Here is an 18088-nt window from a genome sequence, read left to right as displayed (position 1 = left end):
TTGTTTCTTATTTTTTAGTTGCATCAATCAGAAATACGTAATTGTTCATCTTCGACAATTCTACCGTAAACCCTGCATCCGTAATCAACTTTTCCATGACAGGCACCGTGGTGTAATACTCACGGTTCAAGTCCTCTACTAGATTAGCATGACCTCTCGCTTGTTCAAATGCAATTATTTCCTTTTTGGCATCTTCTGATTCGAATAGCGTATCTGCGAAAACCACTTTGCCTCCTGCCGGCAATTGTTTTGCATAAATCTGGAATGCCTGTGCTTTTTCTGCATCTGTCAGGTGATGGAATGCGTAAGAGCTGACAAAGCTCTGCGGCGTGACGCCTGCATCAAATTCCAGAAAATCGCCGTCGGTGACTGTCAGGCCTTCTAGTTTTTGCGCCGTCACTTCACGCATCGCCTCGTTCGGTTCGATTCCGACCACTTCGAGGCCGCGGCCCAGAAGTTTTTCCGTCAAGTTTCCCGTCCCGACACCGAACTCCACAACCGGACCAATCGCCGCATCGGCAACGGCCTGCAGAATTTCATTATATTTTAAGAAGACGTCCTTGTATTCCTCGTCTTTTCCGCTGACCGACTCATCATAGGTATGCACCCATTCATCAAAGATCCGTACAAATTCCCGTCCCATAAAAATGCCCCTTTACGTTTATATTCAATAAAACCAATAGAGTTACTCGGCTTTATTTATAACACATTGCTAGAGAGGTTTCAACTATATGAAATGGGTCTTGGACCAAGCTTTCATCCTGGCTTTGTTAAAATCCAGTCCATGAAAAAAAGCCAGGCTGCGCTCACCTGGATTGCCGTTTTGTTTTTAACGGCGCATATAGCATTCATGGATGCAGAAAAAAGGCTGTATGTTTACATATAAAGATGTGATGGCGCTCCGCTTGCTCAAATCTTGAGAATGGGCGGGACGTCTGCTTTTTTGCCGATGAGCGTCACCAGCAGCTTTTCAAATTGCGGCAGCGAGACTTGCACGATTCTGCCAGTCAACAAGGCGACTGCAATGGTCCCGACACCAACCGGTCCGCCGAGCAGCCAGCCGAGGAAAGCGACGCCCACTTCGATTCCTGCACGTACCACGCTGATGCTGAGTCCGGTTTTCTCAACCAGCATCATCATCAGGCTGTCCCGCGGTCCCGCTCCGATTTTCGGCGACACATAGAGGCCCACGCCATAGCCCGAAACGATGATGCCGGCCGACAAAATCACGATTTGCCCGACCAGCGTCTGAATATCCGGAATCAGGAAATTGAAAATATCGATGAAAACACCGATCAGCACCATGTTCAAGAAGGTACCGATTTGCGGAATTCTTCGTGTAAACAAAGCCGTGCTGGCAATCAGCACAAATCCCGCGATGACCGACCAGGTGCCGATGGTCAATCCGAAGTTCAGGTACAGCCCGACATGCAGCACATCCCAAGGCCCGATGCCCAGCTTGCTGCCTTTGATGGTCATAGTAAAACCGAGAGCAAGAACAATCAATCCAACAATAAAAAACAACCAGCGGTAAAACAGCGAACGCTTCATCCAAATCCTCTTCTCTTCTAATGTGATATGAAAAATCCACCCATTCAAAAAGAATGGATGGAGGCCTCATTGACCGGAGGCTGTCAATTCCGCAAACTGGCCGTTTGCCACAGCTGCCAGTCTAGCAGGAGACAGTTTTAACTGCATGCCGATTTTACCGGCAGAAACGATCATTTCAGGCAATTGCTCAGCTTCCGCTGACACAAAGGTGGGAAACAGTTTTTTCATTCCGACAGGTGAACAGCCGCCCCGGATATAGCCGGTCAATGCCAGAATATCCTTGGCCGGGGCCATGTCGATTTTCTTTTCGCCGGCTGCTTTGGCCGCCTTTTTCAAATCCAGTTCTTCTGCAACTGGAATGACGAAAACATATGCCTGCTTTGACGCACCAATCGCCACCAATGTCTTGTAGACAAGCTTGGCAGAAGAGCCGATTTTAGCGGCGACGGAAACGCCATCCACTTTGCCGTCATCGGTACTGTAATAGAGCAGTTCGTAAGGGATTTGCTCTTTGTCGAGCATCCGTGCTGCATTGGTTTTCGCGATTTTCTTAGCCATGGCGTCTTCTCCTTATCTGAAAACTCTCTTCTTCACAGCATACCATCATCTGCAGCGGGATTCTATTCGGTTTGGCCCAATAGTTTCTTCAGCGCTTCAGCCATCGCCGTATTTTGCGGCGCTTCATCCTGTTGGTTCAGGTATTTATTGACATCTTTCTTATTGGCTTTGGACTGGCCGGACTTTTTGCGTTTTTCGAAGGCCGACAGCTTTTCGCGATGCCCGCATTTGCAGACGAATATCTTGCCGTCCCCTTCGCCCTGCATCTCCAGTTTCTTGTGGCAGTTCGGGCAGCGCGCATTGGTCTGCATCGCCACATTCTTTTTGTAGCCGCAGTCACGGTCCTGGCAGACATTCATCTTGCCGCGCTTGCCGTTGACTTCAAGAAGCGGCTTGCCGCAATCCGGGCACATTTTGCCGGTGATGTTGTCATGTTTGAATTTCTTGTCGCTCTTCTTGATGTCCGACACCGACTTCTCGGCGAAGACGATCATTTCTTTAATGAATTCTTCTTTTTTCAGTTGGCCTTTGGCGATTTTGGTCAATTGCTGTTCCCAGTCGGCTGTCAGTTTCGGCGACTTCAAGTCTTCCGGAACAAGCTCCAGCAGCTGGCGGCCTTTTGAGGTGATCGTCAGGTCCTTGCCTTTTTTCTCGATCAGGAAGGTGTTGAACAATTTATCGATGACGTCGGCACGCGTCGCTACGGTACCGAGGCCGCCTGTTTCGCCGAGCGTCTGGATCAGCTCTTTCGATTCGCCGCTCATGAACTGCGCCGGATTTTCCATAGCACCCAGCAGCGTCCCTTCATTGAAGAAAGCGGGCGGCTTGGTTTTGCCGTCAGTCAAGGCGATCCCTTTGATAGCCAACTTCTGGCCGTTTTCGAATGGCGCCAGTGTCGTATCGTTGTCGTCGTCTTCATCTTTGTAGACGCGTTTCCAGCCTTCATTGCGGACCGTATTGCCTTTGGCCAGGAAGGTTTCCCCGCCAGCCGTCAGCTTGACGGTCGTCTGGTCGTACTCATACTGCGGATAGAATACCGCGAGAAAACGCTTGACGATCATATCGTATAATTTAATCTCTTTATCGGACAAATCATGCAGCGGCGGCGTTTCTTCGGTCGGGATGATGGCATGGTGATCGGAAACTTTGGCATCGTCAATGACACCGTTTTGCGGCGCCACCGGATTTTTCAGGATCATCGCGGCCAGGCTGCGGTACGGCCCCATCTGCACCGCTTTGACACGGTCTTTCAGCGTGTCACGCATATCGCTCGTCAGATGCTTCGAATCGGTCCGCGGATACGTCACGATTTTATAGCGCTCGTACAGGTTCTGCAGCGTGTTGAGCGTCTCTTTCGCCGACCAGCTATAGCGCTTGTAGGCTTCTTTCTGCAGTTCGGTCAAGTCGAATAAAGGCGGTGCCGGCTGCCGTTTCGGCGTAATTTTGATATCCGTCACCGTGCCTTCATGCGTGTTCTGGAGTTTTTCGAACAGCTGATCGACTTTGTCCTTATCGAAGGAGTGCGTCGAGTTGCCGTCCGTCCAGGTGAACGCGGCCTTGTCGGTGACAGCCTGCATGCCGTAATAGGGCTTTGGCTGGAAATTGCGGATCTGCTGCTCGCGTTCGGCAATCATCGCCAGTGTCGGCGTCTGCACGCGGCCCGTCGACAATTGCGCATTGTATTTGACGGTCAGCGCGCGCGTCGCATTGATGCCGACCACCCAGTCCGCTTCCGCGCGCGCGACAGCTGCCGCGTAAAGGTTTTCGTAGGCGCCGCCGTCTTTCAGGTTATTGAAGCCGTCTTTGATGGCTTTGTCGGTCACCGACGAAATCCACAGCCGCTTCACCGGTTTGCGCGTATTCGTCTTCTCCAGGATCCAGCGCGCCACCAGCTCGCCTTCGCGCCCGGCGTCTGTTGCGATGATAACTTCATTGACATCGCCGCGCTGCAGCTGTGATTTGACAGCATTGTATTGCTTCATCGACTGCTTGATCGGCACCAGCTTGAACGGTTTCGGAATGATCGGCAGCGTGTCCATCTTCCATTCCTTAAAGTCGTTGTCGTATTGCTCCGGCTGGGCATGCGTCACCAAGTGGCCAAGCGCCCACGTGACGATATACTGCTTGCCTTCCAAGTACCCGTTGCCTTTTTGTTCGCATCCAAGAACGCGCGCAATATCACGCGCCACGGACGGCTTTTCTGCTAAAACGATCGATTTCATTTGGATTCACCCTCATTTCTGATGTGATTATTGTAACATTTTCTGATTTTAAAGGAAAAAAATGCGCCAGAATCATATTTCTCGTTCAATGGAACATATTTAAAGTTTTGTGAGTCGTATTTCAGAAATAATGGAACGTATTTCATTCCCAATGGATCGTATCCAGTTAAAACTGCATTACCATGAAAATAAAGTCGGAATATTCTTGATTTCATTAGTCAATAACGCTATATTATTTTAAACTCCCTTGAAAGGAATGATGTGTTTGCAACTGGTTGAACGCCGGCGGCCCAATATCCTTATTTATTTGGAAGCATTGCTGGCCCGCACCCCTCTCCATCATCCAACCTATGCCGATGTAAAAGAAAAAGTGAGGACCTGGACCGCTGGATATGCCGGCGAAAAGTGGTTTGACCGAATCTGGCATGATTATGCAAGCGATGAAATCTTCAGAGTTATCCCCGACTATGCTATTCCTGCCCATCAAATGGATGCCATCTGTGTCTTTTCCAAATTCATTGCCATTATCGAGATTAAAAACATCGGTGGAGTCATTGAAATGGACGGAACGACTCGGCAATTCACCCGCACACTGCATACAGAAACCATGGGTATGAGAAATCCCGACGATCAGCTTTATCGCCATGAAAAAAAGATCCGGCAGCTGACCAACTATAAGATTCCTGTTATCGGCATTGTTGTATTTACAAATCCCTCAAGCATCCTCAAGCTCGAAGCTGTTGAACGACGAGTTATCCATCTCTCCGGGCTTCCATTTGTATTAGATCAATTGATTGAACAACATGCCACCTACCCTTCATTTGATGTTCCCCAACTATGCGATCTTCTCCTGGCTTACCAATGTCCACCCACAGCCTATCAGTCCGAACCCATTACTTTCCCATTACAAACCGGTGTTTTTTGTTCCGCATGCTCTTTTTCAAAAATGGTCTATTCCCGCGATTTATGGCGGTGCCTCAATTGCAGCCACAGGCAGCAAGATTCTCATTTATTAGCCCTGCAAGATTATCGCTTATTAGTTGCAGACACTATTTCGAATCAGGAATTCCGTAGCTTTACGGAGATGGAGTCAAGGTCGAACGCTGTGAAAATTTTAAAACGCTGCGGTTTCAAAACTGTCGGCAACTATAAAAGCCTCAGGTATATGATTCCTGAGATGGACTTGCGGAATAAAGCCAAATAGGGAGCAAAATCGTATTTCGGGCTCAATGGATCATATATGCGTGGCTGTGGGTCGTTTCCTATTCCTAACGAATCGTATTTCCAGGCTTATGGAACGTATTTCATTTCCAGCGGAACACAAACAAAAAAACCTCCCACAAAGGGAGGTTTTTCTCATCAATCAAGGATTATCCAGCGTTTCCTTCGACAGATGCTTGCTCATCTCGGCGTATTGCACAAAGACGCGGGCCAGCTCGCGCAGGCGGTTGTGGACGTCTTCATTGGTGATGGTGTTGGTGTCATCGAAATGGCTGGTATGGGTGTAGACGTAGTTCGGCGTCACCAGGCAGCGGAAATAATCGAGAATCGGCTTGAGCTGGTTTTCGATGACCAGGTGATGCTGGTAGGTGCCGCCGTTCGCGACGATCGATACCGGCTTGTAGCGCATCGTGCGCGGGTGCAGCATATCAAATGTATTTTTCAGGACACCGGGGATCGATCCCTGGAAAATCGGCGACGCGATGATGTAGCCGTCGGCATCTTCAAAGCGGCGGACGATTTCCTGCATGCTGTCATTGTATTCGCCAAGCGGGCGGCCATCGACGAATTGGTGGTCGTAATCGGCCAGTTTTAAAATCCGTAATTCCATTTCCGGATTGAACTCCTTGATGTAAATCTGCACCTGCTCCAGAATGGCACCGGTCTTGCTGCCCAAAATTGTTCCGTCTACTAATAAAACCTTCATAATCCTATGTCCTCCTCAAAATGCGCAAAGTAGCTGTTGGTTGTGTATGTGGCAAGCCGAATCATTGTAAAGATCCGCAACAATCCGTTTGATTTAATCATAACAAACCCTGTTTCACAATACGCATTGAAAAGCTTAGGAGCGGATGATTTCATTCTTTAGGCTGAGTGGCGAGCTTGAAACGTTTATTTTCCAATCGCTCTTGTGTCCGGTCCGACTGGCGGATAGGTGAAGTGAAGCTGACGACGGTATCTCCCGCTTTCGGCTCGAGCTTATTGTTTTCAGCGAAAAATTCAATTTTGCCCTGCGGCCGCTGGATAAACAGCGGAATGGTTTCGCCAGTCCATTTGCCCTTGAAGTCCTCGAAGCTGAACTGCGCTGTCAATTGCGTTTTGCGCATCGTGTAGCCTTGTTCTACCTTCATCTCCAGCTCGTGGATGTTCCACGTTTCCCCGAACAGGGTCCGGCCGCTTAAAGAAGAATGGAAGTCGGCTGGATCACCTTCATGGATCGCCGTCTGGTAAAGGTTTGCGCGCCCCAGTTCAGGGACAAAGTTATTGACGACAAGTGCATTGTAGGAGTCGGTTTCAGTAGCGACAATCATCGTCTCGTAAGGCGTCAATTCCACTTCATAATCTGTGTGCTCCGACAGGATTTCACCGGCATAAGTATTTAACCCGACTTGGCGGGCTCCCTGCAGACGCCCCCAGGAAGGATCCATGATCAGCACGTTTTTATTGAAATCAGCCAGCGCTTCACCAAGCTTGGTTGCGAACCGGCTGGCCCCAACGATGATGATGCCAGGTTCGTCGGCAGTCGCCAGACCCAGCTTCCTGCCCAGCCAGCCGATGGTGAAACCATGGGCAACCACAGTCGAAAAGACCAGTGCAAAGGTCAGGGCCGTCAGCAGTTCCGCATCCGCAAAACCAGCATCCAGCAAGACTCCCGCAAAATAACCGGAAACCGTCAATGCCACGATGCCGCGCGGTGCAATCCAACCGACCAAGGTCTTTTCCTGAATGGTCAATTCGGTGCCGATTGTCGACAGCCAAATGGATAAGGGGCGAACGATGAACAAGGTCGCCAATACGAATGAAATGATTTGCCAATTGAAGATTTCAATCAATACACCGAGGCTTAACGAAGCGGTCAGCATGACAAAAATACTGGAAATCAACAAGACCGAAATATTTTCCTTGAAATGGCGCATATCATTGATTGAAGCAATATTCATATTGGCCATGATCATGCCCATAGCGGTCACTGCCAGCAGCCCCGTTTCGTGCATGACCATATCCGACACGACAAAAGTCAGTAAAACTACACCAAAAACCATTGGCGCTTTCAGAAATTCAGGCATCTGCCCCTTCTCGAACATCAGCCCCATAAGCCCTCCGGCTCCGGCGCCAAGTGCGACTGCAAACAGGGAGGCCAGGAAGAACAGGCCAAAGGCGGACGCTGTTACGTCGCCAATGGCGAACAGCACAAACTGAAACGCGAACAAAGCCAGGAGCGCTCCGAAAGGATCCACGATAATGCCTTCCCATTTCAGGATGGCCGCTGGACGCGATTTTAATTTTGCCTGCCGCAGCAATGGCAGGATGACGGTTGGCCCGGTGACGATGAACAGCCCGCCAATGACGAAGGCCACCGCCCACGATAAACCGGCGATATAATGCGCCGCCAGGGAACCCACAATCCAGGCGATGAACGCGCCCAGCGTGACAATCCGTAAAATGGGTTTGCCGAAGGTACGGATTTCCTTGAAATTCAAATTCAGGCTGCCTTCAAAGAGGATGATGGCTACTGCCAATGAAACAAAGGGATTGAACAGATCTCCGAAACTTTCAGCTGGATCGATGATGCCGAATATCGGTCCAACCAAGAGCCCGGCAATCGACATCAGCACAATGGCAGGAAGTTGAAAACGCCAAGCGATCCATTGGGAGAGCACCCCCAGAAAAATAATGAGCATCAAATCGAATAATAAAGTATCGATGGCAAGTCACTTCCTTTTGCTTTTTTTGGAATTATACAGGTTTTATATAGTGAAGGAAAATCATAAAAGATTCAACTTTTGTGTTTTTGTGTTACACTGGTAGAAAAATAAGGGTGATTTTGTGAACAAACAGGAATTGGAATACACAATTGCTGAGCTGAAGATGGATTATGTCCACCATCAAGGTGATATCGAAAAGCTTGAAACGACTGGACATACTGGAATGCTGGAAAAAGCGGAATTGCGTTTGGAAAAAATGGAACTACAACTTGCGGAATTAAACAAAAAACTCGCGGATCTGTAACCGCGATTTTTTTTATGATATTGGAGGAATTTATTAAATGAGTTTATTGACAGTAGAAAATTTAAGCCACACGTTCGGTGACCGGACACTTTTCAACGATGTATCTTTCCGATTGGTCGAAGGCGAACATGTTGGATTAGTTGGAGCAAACGGTGTCGGGAAATCGACAATGATGAATATTTTAACAGGCAAGATCATCCACGATGATGGGCGTGTTGAATGGCAGCCACGGACGCATTACGGTTATTTGGACCAGCACACGGAGCTGCAGTCTGGACGCACAATTCGCGAAACTCTTCAGGACGCGTTCCTGCCTCTTTACCAGAAAGAAGCGGAATTGAACGATATCGCCATGCAAATGGGCGATGCCGACTCTGAACGCCTTGAAGAACTGCTGGAGCTGATGGCGGAAGCGCAGGACGCTTTGGATGCTGGAGACTTTTATACCCTTGACGGCAAAGTTGAAGAAATCGCTCGCGGCCTTGGCCTTGATGCAATCGGCCTTGACCGCAATGTTGAAGCCCTTTCAGGTGGACAGCGCACCAAGCTGCTCTTGGCGAAGCTGCTTCTTGAAAAGCCGAAAGTATTGCTTTTGGATGAGCCGACCAACTATCTGGACGAAGAGCATATCCAGTGGCTCGTCAATTATTTGAAGAACTATCCGCATGCTTTCCTGTTGATTTCGCATGATACGGAATTTATGAGCAGCGTTACCAGCGTTATCTTCCACTTGGAATTTTCACGTTTGACGCGCTATACAGCGACTTACGAAAAATTCATCGAACTTGCGGAATTGAGCAAGCAACAGCATCTGGATGCCTATGAAAGACAAGAAGACATGATCAAGAAAACCGAGACTTTTATTGCGAAAAACAAAGCGCGTGCTTCGACGACCGGCCGTGCCAAGTCCCGCCAGAAACAGCTGGACCGCATGGATCGCATCGACAAGCCGGAAGTTGCGGCAAATCCACAATTCGCCTTCAAGGAAACACGCAGCCCGAGCCGTTACGTCGTTGAAGCGGAAGCTCTTTCCATCGGCTATGACAAGGCGCTCCTGCCGCCGTTGACCTTTATGATTGAACGCGGCGAAAAAATCGCTCTTGTCGGCATGAACGGTGTCGGGAAATCGACCTTGCTGAAAACGATGCTTGGCAAAATCAAACCGCTTGATGGTGATGTGCTGCGCGGTGAATATTTGACTCCGAGTTATTTCGAACAGGAAGTCAAAGCACCGACCCATACGCCGCTTGATGAAATCTGGGCCGCTTATCCGAGCATGGACCAGGGCCAAGTGCGCGGTGCCCTTGCCCGTACTGGCTTGAAAAACGAACATATTTCGCGCCCGATGACACAGCTGAGCGGTGGCGAACAAGCCAAAGTCCGTCTTTGCAAATTGATGATGGAAGAAAGCAATTGGCTGATTTTCGATGAGCCGACCAACCACTTGGACATCAATGCAAAAGCTGAACTGAAACGCGCGATGCAAGCTTATAAAGGCACCATCGTTCTGGTAAGCCACGAACCCGACTTCTACGAAGACTTGGCAACAAAAGTCTGGGACGTTGAAGAATGGATCGCAGCAGGCCAACAGGTACAGCCAAAATAAATAAAAATGCCTCTTCCGGTTTTCCGGAAGAGGCATTTTTCAATACGTCGTCAATTTGAATAGTTTTTGGAATCCATAGATTCCGCGTTGCCAAAATGTGAAATCGTCTTGGTATTCTTCAGTTTCCAATGTATATAATGCGTCTTCATTGTCCCATAATCGATCAAAATAAGTTTCCATTTCTCCAGTCAGCTCGCTGCCGTTCGGAGCGACAATCCGGATATTGCTTTCCAGATTATAATCATTGAACGCCCGCTCCGTGTAATTCGTGGAACCGCCTGAAATGATTGTTTGGTCAGGTGTTTGGATCATGATGGATTTTGTATGGAATTGTCCGACCACCGCATTATACCAGCGTACCTGCAAACGATCTTCCGTCTCTGCCAGCATTTCATGAACTACCGGCCGGTTCGGCAATCCGGTTTTTTCAGTACCAAAGGCATTTTCATTGGCATCCAGGATCAAGCGGACGTCCACTCCCCGATTGGCCGCGTCTGTCAAGGCATTGACGACACTGCTTTCAGAGATATAGAACATCGCCAATTGGATGGTGTCGCCTTCTGCTGTCCCTTCAATATCCGAAAGCAAAGCATCCAGCACTTTCCGTTCCGTCAAATACTGTACTTGATAGTCACCCTCTTGTTCAGCCGCCTCAATTCTGGGCAGCTCCGGCCCACCAGAAAATAGGGATACGGCTTCTTCCGCTTCGAGAATATCATTCAGGACGGGTCCGCTGACTTTAAAGGCCATGTTGCCGTGCAGACCACTGGCATTGTGGGGATTCGCCGAACTGATCAATGCCTCCCTTTCCGTAATGACCGCTTTCCGGTGATTGGCTTTGATATTCATCATCTTCAAATAAGAGGACACCGTTAAGTCGGGTGCGTCACTCGACATCCCATTCGGCACCCAGCCTTTTCCGCCGGCATCAAACCATTGGAAAATCACCCGGTAAAATCCGGAATACAGCGGGGTGGAGTCGCGCAGCTTGTCGAGGTCTGTAGTGATGACTTCGACGCCTTCGTCTTCCAATGTACCCAGAAATTGATTTTCATAGGATCCATAGCCATAATTCAGCGGATCTGTAATAAAGTAGATGGGAAAATCCGGATTTTCTTCTTTTTTGTCGAGTAAATGATCGGTCAAAGTTTCTGCTACTGCCGGGAAATCCGTGTCCTGATCATTGTAATTATCAAAAAGGAAAAGGTCGAGGACGATGAATTCTTCCGCCTCATCAATCATGTCGTAAATTTCATTGAATATCCGCAATTCACTTTCTGTTTCCGTGCCTTCTTTATCTTGGGCATAAGACAAATCATAAATCATTTCAACCTGCTCAACCGCATGGAGGTCGCCTGCGCTTGAAATTCCTTCAGGCAAGGGCTTGAAAGTCTGCCATGCGATGACGGCGATATAAAGGAATGCCAGAATGCCGACGGTGCCCATAACAATCCGCCTTCTTCTGCTCCAATTCTGAAACTTTTTCTTTTTCATGGACTTTCCCCCTCCTGTATATTATAACCAGTCAGAGAATAAAATCCTTAAAATATTTTCCATAAAAAAAACAACCGAATTTTCGGTTGTTTTCTTTTTATATTAGATGACCACGACATATTCACGTGTCCGGTCGTCTTCCATCAGCATGTCCTTTAATCGCTGTTTGCCGCGGAACAGGCGGGATTTCACTGTACCGATCGATACTTTCATGGCGTCCGCAATTTCAATCAGTGAATATTGATGAACATAAAAATACAAGATGGTCGTACGGTATATCGTATCCAACTCTGCAATCTTGTGGCGGATCATGACGGAAACATCCTGTTTTTCCAGCAGTTCGGCCACTCCCGTTGAATCAGAAGGAATCAAATCAAGCAGCGATACGTCCAAACCTTCCGGCTGCTGGATCACATGCTTGCTGCGCCGTACGTTTTTGCGGTAACGATCACGGAACGTATTCATACAGATTGTCGTCAGCCATGCCTTTACATGATCCACTTCAGCAATCGAAGATTCATAGCGTACAACTTTCAGCCAAACTTCCTGCATCAGATCTTCCGCTTCGGCTTTATTGCGTGTCAGTTTCAAACATAAATGATAAATGTACCGATTGTATTCTGTGTATAGCGTTTCCATGATCGTGCCCCCGTCCGTTCTGCTTGTCCAGCGAAGCAGTTGTTGCTTTCGCTTTCTCTTATATCCTTATCTTGACGGAAGTTTCCCTTTCACTCTATCGCATCTGCTTTCATTCTCCTTACAAAGGTGTAATAAAGGGAACTTTTTATAAACAGGCATTTTCCCTATTGATTAGATCTGGAACAAAAAAATCCCCTGTCCGAGGACAGGGGATTTTCTATGCCAACGCTTCTTCTTTATCCGTTTTCGTCATTGTTAAGCGGACAATACGATTTCGGTCCATTTCATTGATTTCTACGTGAAGATTTTCATAGGTGAACTGCTCGCCTTCATCCGGCACATGCCCAAGCTGCTGCATGACAAAACCGGCGATGGTATCGTGGTCATTCGGCACTTCCACTTTGAACATGTCATTAACATCTTCAATCTCAAGGCGGCCGTGGCACGACAACAAGGTATCCGTCATTTCAAACACCAGTTCATCATCTTCTACATCCGTTTCATCTTCGATATCCTGGCCGATCATTTCTTCGATAATGTCTTCGTGCGTGACAATTCCAAGTGTTCCACCGTATTCATCCAAAATAACCGCCATGTGTTTCTTCTTCGCCATCATCATTTTAAAGACTTTTTCCACGCTCACTGACTGGACTACGAACAAAGGATTATCGTCCATCAGCTCTTCCAGCGTCAAATTCGGGTTCATCGACCATTCGATCAGTTTTTTCGAATAAAACAAACCGACGACATTGTCCATGCTTTCTTCATAAACCGGATAGCGTGTATAGGAAGAATCCAAAATCAAATCACGGACCTCTTCATAGGTTGAGCCGATGGCAATCCCCACTGTATCCGTCCGGTGAGTCGACATGACATCCGACACGTCTTTGTGCGGGAAATCCAGAACTCCTTTGATGCGCTCAGATTCGTCTTCTTCGAAAGTCCCTTCAGTTGATGCAATATCAACCATTGTCCGCAACTCTTCTTTTGTCATAGTCGCTTCTTTCACAGAACCTTTGGAGATGATGCGAATAAAGATATTTGTAAATTGTGCCAGTAACCAAGTTAAAGGCTTTAATACGACCACCAAGAAACTGATGACTGGAAAAACGATATACGCCACTTTATCAGAGAATGTCGCTGCAATTGTTTTTGGCAGCACTTCCCCAAAAATGATCAGAATGACCGTTAGAATAGCAGTCGCAACTCCGACTTCCCATCCCCGCGTAATAGCAATTGTAGTCACTAATGTTGGCAGCATGATGTTGGCAATATTGTTGCCGATTAAGATTGTTGTAATCATTCGGTCCGGCTTCGCAATTAACTTTTGCAGTTTCTGTGCCTTAATGTCACCCTGCTCTGCGCGAAGATGGACCTTCATCCTATTTACTGCGGTTAATGCCGTTTCGCTTCCCGATAGAAAGAACGACATCATCAAAAAGATACCTAATGCTATAAACAATTTTATTTCCTCCAGTGCCTTAAACACATAATTTTACGAACTCTTTCCGTACTAAACACTATACCATAGCCAATTTCCACTTGTCGAAAACCAAAACCTGGTATGTTATAATTTTTTCATACTTAAAATTAATGAATCGAGGGATCTTTGATGAACGCTCAAGCCATAGACCAATACTTTAAAGACAACCGGGAAGCACATCTGGAAGAATTAAAAACGTTTTTGCGCATCCCTTCTGTCAGCTCTTTATCCGAACATAAAGCGGATATGCAAAAAGGGGCAGAATGGCTGATCACCGCACTGGAAAGTGCAGGCATGGAAAATGCGAAAATCGATGAAACTGATGGGCATCCTGTTGTTTATGCAGACTGGCTCCATGCAGAAGGCAAACCGACCGTTCTGGTATACGGCCATTATGATGTCCAACCGGTCGATCCCCTGAATTTGTGGGAGTCGGCTCCTTTTGAACCGCAAGTGCGCGACAATAAACTTTATGCCCGCGGCGCAAGCGACGACAAAGGACAGGTCTTCATGCACATCAAAGCTGCTGAGGCTCTTCTGAAGTTGAACGGTGAATTGCCGGTCAATATCAAATTCATCATCGAAGGTGAAGAAGAGATCGGCAGTCCGAACCTTCCGAAATATGTCGAAGAAAACCAGGAATTACTGAAAGCTGATGTCATCGTCATTTCTGATACCGGCATGCAAGGGCCAGGACGCCCAGCTGTCTGCTACGGATTGCGCGGGCTTGCCGGCATCCAGATCGATGTCAAAGGGCCAAAAGGCGATCTGCATTCCGGATTATACGGCGGCGCAGTCCAAAATCCGTTGCATGCCATCGTTGAAATCCTGCAATCGTTCCGTGACAAAGAAGGCTTGATTCAAGTGGAAGGTTTTTACGACGACGTACTCGAGGTCTCCGATAAAGAGCGCGAAGAATTTGCGGCGCTTGAGTTCGACCTGGAGCATGAGAAAAAAGAGATCGGCATTTCAGAAGACTTCGGCGAAAAAGGCTATTCTTTCGTGGAGCGTACGTGGATTCGCCCGACACTTGAAGTCAACGGCATTACCGGGGGCTTTTCAGGTGAAGGCATCAAAACCGTATTGCCCGCAGAAGCCAGCACGAAAATCACCTGCCGTCTGGTGCCGAATCAGGACCCCGACGACATCGTCGCAAAACTGAAAGCGCATGTTGACTCCCATAAACCTGCAGGCGTCACCGTTGAGATTTCTGAGTTTGATAAAGGAAAACCTTTCCTGACGCCATTCGACCATCCCGCCATCCAGGCAGCCGGCCGCTCTTATGAAAAAATCTATGGCGTACCGACTGCGTTCACGCGCATGGGCGGATCCATTCCGATTGTTGCAGCATTCGATGAAATTCTTGGCTTGCCGATCGTCTTGATGGGCTTCGGGCTTGCTTCAGAGAATTTCCATGCACCCAATGAACATTTCCATTTGGAAAACTTCGATAAAGGCCTTCGCGTCATCAGCGATTACCTCTTCGAAGCTGCAGAGTTAAACTAAACTTTTCTATAAAAGCCTTCCCGTTATGCTGGGAAGGCTTTTATACTCTGTTTTTATTTTGAAATTGGAGGCTCTCTCATGATTGTATACTGGCTATTGTCCTATTTTATCGGTAATTTTTTGACAGCCTGGTGGATCGGCAAATGGAAAGGCGTCGATTTGCGGCAGCAGCGCAGCGGCAATCTGGGAGCGCGGAATGCCGGTGCCATCCTTGGAAAATCCGCCTTTATCCTGACCTTTCTTGGTGATGCCGGCAAAGGGGCGTTGGTTGTCTGGATTGGGTTCTTTTTCGGGTTCTCCATCTGGGAAATCGCTGTGGCTGGTCTCGCTGTCATTCTGGGCCATCTATTCCCGTTCTGGCTCAAATACCGCGGCGGCAAAGGAATCGCCGCTTTTATCGGTGTCACATTTTGCTTGACACCGGATTTATTTCTGGCGATGCTTATTCTGTTTCTGGCATTTTATCCCTGGCTCAAAAGCGCGACTTTATCGATGCTCGCCAGTTTTTCCGGCTTTATCTTGATGGCCATCATCCTTCAGGTCTGGCTCATCGTCTGGCCCTTGATGGTAGCCATTTTTATTATTGTAATTAAGCATAAAGTGGATATTGTGGAATCGTTCAACAAGCGATTCCGCCCCTCTTCTGCATAGGAAAATCCACTTCCGACGGCTATTGCTACCGCAGGAATACTATCCATGTTATAGTTTTTGTATTCTAATTATTCTAAAAAGATAGGGGTTTTTATGATGAAAAAACCAATTGCCTGGGTTATGGATACAACAGGATTTGTTACAGAGGAATTCAAGGCTCATCCGGACGTTTATATCGTTCCGTTGAATATTCATTTTGGCACTGAAGAATTCATTGATGACGGGGTGGACTTGACGAACGATGAACTTTATCGGCGGATCAAAGAGGCGTCTGACTTCCCCAAAACCTCCCAGCCGTCCGCAGGGAAATTTGCCGAGCTGTATGACAAGTTAAAAGAAGAGTATGAATGCGCAATTGCTGTCCATGCTTCTGCAAAGCTCAGCGGCACAATCGCCTCTTCTACTGTGGGCGCCGAAATGAGCGAGTTCAAAGTCTACGCCATCGATTCGCTGGCACTGTCCTACGGCTTATCAGGCCTGATTGAGCGCGGCCTCAAACTTCAAGAACAAGGGTTGGAAGCAGAGGAAATCGCAAAACGCCTGGAAAAAGAAACTGCTAATTTCCGCAATTACATCTTAATTGGCAATCTGACACAGCTCTACAAAGGGGGCCGAATGAGCGGAGCCCAGTATTATTTGGGAAGCCTGCTGCAGATTAAACCGATTGTCCAGCTTACCTCTGAAGGCGAGCTCCAGCCCATCGATAAAGTCCGTTCCCATAAAAAAGCCATTCAGTATTTGATCAACCATGCGAAAAAAGACTATGAAGAACATGGCATCCGGCGCTTCCAGATCATGCATGGCCATGTTATGAAAGAAGCCGAAAGCCTCAAACAAGAGTTGTTGAAAGTGATGCCGGATGCCGACATTTTGATTGGGGACTTGAGTTCATCGCTCGCTGTCCATGCAGGAGAAGGCACATTGGCATTCCAGTGGCGCCGGGATGATTTGTAGAAGGTGAATAGGTCTATTGACTCATAATTGATTTTTATTTTTCAGACTTTTCGGCTGAATCAGCCGTCCTTTACCGGATATTCCTCTTTTGTTCTGCTACAATAAGAGTAGAAGAATGATGGTGAGGTGGATTTAATGCAACATGTGGAGCGAGAGCTTACTGAATTTGTAAAACTTTGTGATGCAAGAGGCCAATTAAATCCAAAAGCCATTGGTTATGCCAAGCAGCCATTGGTGGAAAGCAATTTACGCGGAAATTTCATGCGGAAGAAAAAATGGAATTATTGGTGCGTGTTTGGAGACGAAATCTTATTCTCAGCAACAATTTCCCATTTGGATTACGCAACTGTCTGCTTTGTTTATTTCCTTAATTATGAAACGCAGCGATTTTTTGAAAAAACGATTGTGGTTCCTTTTACAAGACATGTAAAATTATCTGAAAACGCACTGGATCCCTGCTACTTCCGCAGTGACACCATGACCATTGAATCAGTATACAGCCAGGATGCGACGCATTTAACGGTCAGCGTCAAAGATTTTGATGGGGAAGATCTGGAAGCGATTCTGGTCATCTCCCATCCCAAGGATTACGAATCCTTGAACGTCGTCGTTCCCTGGAATCGCCAAACCTTCCAGTTCACCGGCAAGCATACGTCCCTTCCGGTCAACGGAATGGTGAAAATCGGCAGCCAGCGCTTCGAGTTTGAAAAGCTCGACAGCTTTGCCGTATTGGATTATGGCCGAGGTGTCTGGCCCCGGGAATCTCTTTGGAATTGGGGAATGGCCTCTCAACGGTCGCTCGGAAAAGTGATTGCCCTGAATTTAGGCGGGAAATGGACCGATGGCACAGGAATGACGGAAAATGCTTTTTTCGTGAATGGCAAAATGACGAAAATCCACGAAGATGTTTTGTTTCATTACGACAAGGAAGACTATAAGAAACCTTGGCTGGTCCACACCAAATTCTCTGATGACGTCAAGCTGACGTTCTCTCCGTTTTTTGAACGTGTTTCACAAACCGACGCACGTCTCGTTAAATCAGAAGTCCATCAATTATTCGGCTATTATAATGGCTATGTCCGTTATCCCGATGGCAAAAAACTGAAAATCACCCAGCTTCTCGGTTCCATCGAGGAGCATTACGCTAAATGGTAAAATGAAAAGACGAATTGGAGAAATCCAATTCGTCTTTTT

General features: G+C 47.5%; 16 protein-coding genes. 7 read left to right on the top strand and 9 right to left on the bottom strand.

All coding sequences use genetic code 11. The features are described 5' to 3' along the window. Positions 1-7 precede the first annotated feature (7 nt). The 4 genes from AC1MEO_RS16960 to AC1MEO_RS16945 all read right to left on the bottom strand — a co-directional run bounded on the left by AC1MEO_RS16960 (position 8) and on the right by AC1MEO_RS16945 (position 4331). Entirely contained in the window at positions 8-643 is a 636-nt protein-coding gene (locus tag AC1MEO_RS16960; RefSeq protein ID WP_480332663.1) for a class I SAM-dependent methyltransferase, read from the bottom strand. Between the two features lie 266 nt (positions 644-909). Continuing rightward, a complete protein-coding gene (locus AC1MEO_RS16955) occupies positions 910-1551 on the bottom strand; it encodes a YczE/YyaS/YitT family protein (protein WP_480332661.1) in 642 nt (213 codons plus the stop codon). A gap of 66 nt (positions 1552-1617) precedes the next feature. After that, positions 1618-2109: a Cys-tRNA(Pro) deacylase gene (gene ybaK, locus AC1MEO_RS16950; RefSeq protein ID WP_480332659.1), complete on the bottom strand. Its 492-nt coding sequence runs from the start codon at positions 2107-2109 to the stop codon at positions 1618-1620. Positions 2110-2171: 62 nt separating this feature from the next. Next, positions 2172-4331 (bottom strand): DNA topoisomerase III, encoded by a 2160-nt coding sequence (locus AC1MEO_RS16945; RefSeq protein WP_480332657.1) that lies wholly within the window; start codon positions 4329-4331, stop codon positions 2172-2174. Positions 4332-4596: 265 nt separating this feature from the next. Here AC1MEO_RS16945 and AC1MEO_RS16940 point away from each other — a divergent pair, with 265 nt between their 5' ends. Further along, a complete protein-coding gene (locus AC1MEO_RS16940) occupies positions 4597-5535 on the top strand; it encodes a nuclease-related domain-containing protein (RefSeq protein WP_480332655.1) in 939 nt (312 codons plus the stop codon). A 159-nt stretch (positions 5536-5694) separates the two neighbouring features. Here the strand turns inward: AC1MEO_RS16940 and AC1MEO_RS16935 are convergent, their stop codons facing one another. Further along, positions 5695-6258 carry an NADPH-dependent FMN reductase gene (locus tag AC1MEO_RS16935; RefSeq protein ID WP_480332653.1) on the bottom strand — a complete coding sequence of 188 codons (564 nt, stop codon included), beginning with the start codon at positions 6256-6258 and terminating at the stop codon, positions 5695-5697. Positions 6259-6409: 151 nt separating this feature from the next. Next, on the bottom strand, positions 6410-8233 hold the full coding sequence (locus AC1MEO_RS16930; protein WP_480332651.1) for a cation:proton antiporter: 1824 nt from the start codon (positions 8231-8233) through the stop codon (positions 6410-6412). A 145-nt stretch (positions 8234-8378) separates the two neighbouring features. Here AC1MEO_RS16930 and AC1MEO_RS16925 point away from each other — a divergent pair, with 145 nt between their 5' ends. Both AC1MEO_RS16925 and AC1MEO_RS16920 read left to right on the top strand, forming a co-directional pair. Then, complete coding sequence (locus AC1MEO_RS16925; RefSeq protein WP_480332649.1) at positions 8379-8561, top strand: SE1832 family protein; 183 nt, start codon at positions 8379-8381, stop codon at positions 8559-8561. A 37-nt stretch (positions 8562-8598) separates the two neighbouring features. Then, positions 8599-10167, top strand: coding sequence for an ABC-F family ATP-binding cassette domain-containing protein (locus AC1MEO_RS16920; protein ID WP_480332647.1), 1569 nt, complete (start codon positions 8599-8601; stop codon positions 10165-10167). Between the two features lie 39 nt (positions 10168-10206). Here AC1MEO_RS16920 and AC1MEO_RS16915 read toward each other — a convergent pair whose 3' ends face one another. From AC1MEO_RS16915 to AC1MEO_RS16905, 3 genes are all read right to left on the bottom strand, one after another. Further along, positions 10207-11661, bottom strand: coding sequence for a phospholipase D family protein (locus AC1MEO_RS16915; protein ID WP_480332645.1), 1455 nt, complete (start codon positions 11659-11661; stop codon positions 10207-10209). Positions 11662-11763: 102 nt separating this feature from the next. Beyond that, positions 11764-12300 carry an RNA polymerase sigma factor gene (locus tag AC1MEO_RS16910; RefSeq protein WP_480332643.1) on the bottom strand — a complete coding sequence of 179 codons (537 nt, stop codon included), beginning with the start codon at positions 12298-12300 and terminating at the stop codon, positions 11764-11766. A 217-nt stretch (positions 12301-12517) separates the two neighbouring features. After that, complete coding sequence (locus AC1MEO_RS16905) at positions 12518-13762, bottom strand: CNNM domain-containing protein (protein ID WP_480332641.1); 1245 nt, start codon at positions 13760-13762, stop codon at positions 12518-12520. A gap of 150 nt (positions 13763-13912) precedes the next feature. Here AC1MEO_RS16905 and AC1MEO_RS16900 point away from each other — a divergent pair, with 150 nt between their 5' ends. From AC1MEO_RS16900 to AC1MEO_RS16885, 4 genes are all read left to right on the top strand, one after another. Continuing rightward, positions 13913-15289 carry a dipeptidase gene (locus AC1MEO_RS16900; RefSeq protein WP_480332639.1) on the top strand — a complete coding sequence of 459 codons (1377 nt, stop codon included), beginning with the start codon at positions 13913-13915 and terminating at the stop codon, positions 15287-15289. A 78-nt stretch (positions 15290-15367) separates the two neighbouring features. Continuing rightward, positions 15368-15940, top strand: coding sequence for a glycerol-3-phosphate acyltransferase (locus tag AC1MEO_RS16895; protein WP_480332637.1), 573 nt, complete (start codon positions 15368-15370; stop codon positions 15938-15940). 96 nt (positions 15941-16036) lie between these two features. Then, a complete protein-coding gene (locus AC1MEO_RS16890) occupies positions 16037-16894 on the top strand; it encodes a DegV family protein (protein WP_480332635.1) in 858 nt (285 codons plus the stop codon). A gap of 135 nt (positions 16895-17029) precedes the next feature. After that, complete coding sequence (locus AC1MEO_RS16885) at positions 17030-18049, top strand: DUF2804 domain-containing protein (protein ID WP_480332633.1); 1020 nt, start codon at positions 17030-17032, stop codon at positions 18047-18049. The last annotated feature ends 39 nt before the right edge of the window (positions 18050-18088 follow it).

The sequence above is a fragment of the Planococcus sp. BI3 genome (genome assembly GCF_056680115.1).
This window is presented reverse-complemented; position numbering and strand designations above follow the sequence as displayed.

Bases quoted from the DNA above. Each gene is read 5' to 3' on its own strand.
- AC1MEO_RS16960 (WP_480332663.1), bottom strand. From the start codon at position 643: ATGGGACGGGAATTTGTACGGATCTTTGATGAATGGGTGCATACCTAT.
- AC1MEO_RS16955 (WP_480332661.1), bottom strand. From the start codon at position 1,551: ATGAAGCGTTCGCTGTTTTACCGCTGGTTGTTTTTTATTGTTGGATTG.
- ybaK (WP_480332659.1), bottom strand. From the start codon at position 2,109: ATGGCTAAGAAAATCGCGAAAACCAATGCAGCACGGATGCTCGACAAA.
- AC1MEO_RS16945 (WP_480332657.1), bottom strand. From the start codon at position 4,331: ATGAAATCGATCGTTTTAGCAGAAAAGCCGTCCGTGGCGCGTGATATT.
- AC1MEO_RS16935 (WP_480332653.1), bottom strand. From the start codon at position 6,258: ATGAAGGTTTTATTAGTAGACGGAACAATTTTGGGCAGCAAGACCGGT.
- AC1MEO_RS16930 (WP_480332651.1), bottom strand. From the start codon at position 8,233: ATGCTCATTATTTTTCTGGGGGTGCTCTCCCAATGGATCGCTTGGCGT.
- AC1MEO_RS16920 (WP_480332647.1), top strand. From the start codon at position 8,599: ATGAGTTTATTGACAGTAGAAAATTTAAGCCACACGTTCGGTGACCGG.
- AC1MEO_RS16915 (WP_480332645.1), bottom strand. From the start codon at position 11,661: ATGAAAAAGAAAAAGTTTCAGAATTGGAGCAGAAGAAGGCGGATTGTT.
- AC1MEO_RS16910 (WP_480332643.1), bottom strand. From the start codon at position 12,300: ATGGAAACGCTATACACAGAATACAATCGGTACATTTATCATTTATGT.
- AC1MEO_RS16900 (WP_480332639.1), top strand. From the start codon at position 13,913: ATGAACGCTCAAGCCATAGACCAATACTTTAAAGACAACCGGGAAGCA.
- AC1MEO_RS16895 (WP_480332637.1), top strand. From the start codon at position 15,368: ATGATTGTATACTGGCTATTGTCCTATTTTATCGGTAATTTTTTGACA.
- AC1MEO_RS16890 (WP_480332635.1), top strand. From the start codon at position 16,037: ATGAAAAAACCAATTGCCTGGGTTATGGATACAACAGGATTTGTTACA.
- AC1MEO_RS16885 (WP_480332633.1), top strand. From the start codon at position 17,030: ATGCAACATGTGGAGCGAGAGCTTACTGAATTTGTAAAACTTTGTGAT.